The 3337-nt window shown below is 54.2% G+C and carries 3 protein-coding genes; all 3 read right to left on the bottom strand.

Annotated features, from left to right (window positions below):
- On the bottom strand, positions 1 to 884 hold an 884-nt coding region (locus MV985_RS02315), incomplete at its 3' end, for an ABC transporter substrate-binding protein (RefSeq protein ID WP_297460209.1).
- Positions 885 to 1784: a 4-hydroxybenzoate octaprenyltransferase gene (locus MV985_RS02310; RefSeq protein ID WP_297460203.1), complete on the bottom strand. Its 900-nt coding sequence runs from the start codon at positions 1782 to 1784 to the stop codon at positions 885 to 887.
- 1 nt (position 1785) lies between these two features.
- Positions 1786 to 3231, bottom strand: coding sequence for a UbiD family decarboxylase (locus MV985_RS02305; RefSeq protein ID WP_297460197.1), 1446 nt, complete (start codon positions 3229 to 3231; stop codon positions 1786 to 1788).
- Positions 3232 to 3337 lie beyond the last annotated feature (106 nt).

Below are 3337 nucleotides of genomic sequence, written 5' to 3'. Positions count from 1 at the left end.
TTTATCCCCTTGATGAGGTCCTCGTCGAGTTCATCGTCGTTGACCTCAGTCCGGGAGTAGAGCACGTCGAGGGTTTTTTCGTCGAGGTGGTAGAGGTTTCCGAGGATTTCCTTTGTCCCCTCGGGGTGCTCCTTCCAGTAGCGAGCGCTCTCCTCCTGTGCCCTAATGAAGGCATCAACGAGGTTCCTGTGCTTTTCAAGAAAGTCCCCGCGAACGACCCAGACGAGCATGACCGGTGGACCCTCAACTATGTCCTCGTCGTCCGCTTCATCCCACAGCTTTGAGAAGGTCGCTATCACGGTGTAGTTCTTGACAATGAGCTGGCTCACAATCGGTTCCCAGATGACGACCGCGTCGACCTCCTTGAGTGAGTCTTCAATCGAGCCGGGCGGGACGTTCACGACACTGTAATCCCCGGGCGTTATGTTGTAGAGCACCTTCATATAAGCCTGAAAGAGCTTGAAGGTTCCCGAGGCTACAACAGCACCTATTTTCCTGCCTTTAAGCTCTTCAGGCCTCATCTTCTCCTTCCCGATTATCGCCTGGTTCTGGAGCATGTCGACGGATATTATCTTGATATCAACGCCGCTCTGGGCCAACTTCGCCGCCATCTCGGCCGGAATAACGGCGAAGTCGGTCTCGCCCTTCTCGAGGGCCGCTATAATGTCCGGAGTTTTGGCCAGACGGAGAACCTTAACGTGGAAGCCGTTCTCCTCGTCGAAGCCTTTAGCCCCCATTACGTCCAGTGTGCTGATGCCACCGAGCAGAGTAGCTGCCCTGACTTCGGGCTGTCCCCCGGATTCCCCTGATGAACCTAGATACCACAGGGAGCCGATGATGAGGAGGGCTATTCCAACCGCAACTGCCACTTCCAATTTCCTCATTCAAATCCCCCCGAGCAGTTTGTCCGCTATCGCGGAGAGCGTGAGGATTAACCCTATCGGAATGTTGAGGTTGAAGGCCTTCGGAACGTTTTCAAGGCTTTTTCTGGCAAGATAGTTCTCGTAGAGGATTAGAACGCTCGCGATGAACCAGCCTGCAAGGTAAACCCTCCCGAGGCCGTAAAGAGGGCCGGCAAGGCCAAAGAGGGCTATAGCAATCAGGTGGAATGCTAAAGCAATGTCAAGGGCCTTTTTAATCCCGAAGCGCGCGGGAATGCTTCCAACACCGTGCTTTACATCAAACTCGTAGTCCATGAGGGCATAGATAGTATCAAATCCGGCAACCCAGAAGAGAACTCCGAAGAAGAAGGCCCAGGGAATTCTCTCAAGGAGGACGATGAGATTAGCCTCGTCGCCTCCAGCAGCGATCGTTCCACCAGCTACCGCCATTGCCAGGGTTAAGCCGAGGTGCAGATGGGGAAAGCTGTGTTTCCTCTTGCTCTGCGGATAGGCGAGGGCCAGAAGCCAGGGAATCGGGCTGAGTAAAGCCGTCCAGATGTTCAGCAAAACGGCCGAGACGAAGTAAAGAACGGAACCAACAACGACGAGCCACCAAGCGTCACTGATTTTTATAGCACCCTTAATTAGTGGTCTGTTCCACGTCCTTGGGTTAAGGCTGTCTATGTCTATGTCCGCTATGTTGTTGTAAGCCAAGGCAGCGGTTCTCAAGCCGAGGAGGGCGAGGCTCATGAGGATTATCTCCTTCCAAGTAACGTGGAAACCGCTGAGGAGTGCTCCGGTATAGGCGTAGGGTAAACTAAAGAGGGTGTGCTCTATCCTGACGAGCCTCATGAGGGCGTGGAATCTGCTGGCTTTGCTGACCTCACCGGGGTCAAAGGTCATCTCAACCACCCAGATACTTCCTGAAAAGCTCTTCGAGCCTCTCAACCACTTCGGGGTCCTCCTCAACTTCCTCAACGGTTCTTCCGTTCATCTCCAGCGGAAGCTTTCTCGTTGCATCTATTCCCAGCTTGCTTCCGAGCGGTGGGTTCGGAACCGCTGGGTCAAGGGCGTCGGTGTGGGCGTTGGGGATTATTAAAACGTCCCTCTCAGGATTGACGAAGGAAGCGACCGCCCAGATTACCTGGTTTATGTTGTGGGGATTGATGTCCTCGCTGACGACTATTATCACCTTGGTCAGCGCCATCTGGCCCGTTCCCCAGAGGGCGTTGAGGACCTTCTTGCCCTGACCCGGATAGCGCTTCTTTATCGAGACTATAGCGACACCCTGAAAGACGCCGTACTCCGGGAAGTTTACGTCCACCACTTCGGGCAGAACCATTCTCATTAGAGGGAGGAAAATCCTCTCGATGGCCTTTCCTATCACAGCGTCTTCAAGCGGCGGCTTCCCGACGACTGAACCATAGTAAATCGGGTCGTCGCGGTAGTACAAACGTTGGGCGTGGAAGACTGGATAGAGCTCGTTTCTCTCGCTCGGTCTGTCATAGAAGCCGAAGTGGTCTCCAAACGGTCCCTCCTCGCTCAGCTCGTTCACATTGACATAACCCTCTATGACTGCCTCAGCATTGGCCGGAACGAGGACGCCGTTGGGCAGGCGGTAGAGTTCGAGCCCCCTCCCCCTGACAACGCCCGCGAAGAGCAACTTGTCCATCGGATACGGAACCGGGGAGACTGCCGTTAGAAGGGTCCCTATGTCAGAGCCTATAGCTATCGCCACCGGCATTTTCCCGTCGTTCCTCTCAAGATAATCCTGCCAGGCTTGGCTTCCGCGCTTGTGAACCTGCCAGTGAACCACTCCCGTAAAGCCGTCGAGGAGCATAACGCGGTAAACGCTGATTGAGTTCACTCCCCTTGGGTCCGAGAAGCAGACGAGCGGGTAGGTTAAATAGCGGGAGGCATCCTTCGGCCACGTCTTAAAGGCTGGAATGAAGTCCAATGGCTCTTCTTCGATTACGTTCCTCGTAAATTCGGCCTTCCTCACGATTTTTGGGAGGTAGTTGCTCATCTCCTTCAGTTTTCCGAGGGAGGAAAGCTTACCGGAAAGGCCGAGCGGAAGGCTCTCCAGGAGCTTGAGCGGTCTCTCACCTATTTCCTCAAGTTTAGCAACGCCGAGGGCTTTTTCAAGGGTTTCAACGCTCGCGAAGAGGTTTCCAACGGCTTTCCACTCGGGATAGCCTTTAACCCTCTCAAAGAGAAGGGCCCCCTTCTTCCCGTACATGGCCTTTCTCAGAAATGCCGGAATCTCGAGCTCCGGCGAAAGTTCCTCCTTAACTCTAATCAGCTCGCCTCTCCTTTCGAGCCATTCAAGGTAATCCCGCATGTCCTTCATCGCTCACACCTCTAACTTCGGCCTTAAAACGGTTTCACCGGAGCAGTCAACAAGCCTGAGCTCGACGCCGTAGGCCTCGCTTAAGAGCATCTCATCAAAGACTTCA

It is taken from the genome of Thermococcus sp. (genome assembly GCF_027012695.1).
GTDB lineage: Archaea > Methanobacteriota_B > Thermococci > Thermococcales > Thermococcaceae > Thermococcus.
This window is presented reverse-complemented; position numbering and strand designations above follow the sequence as displayed.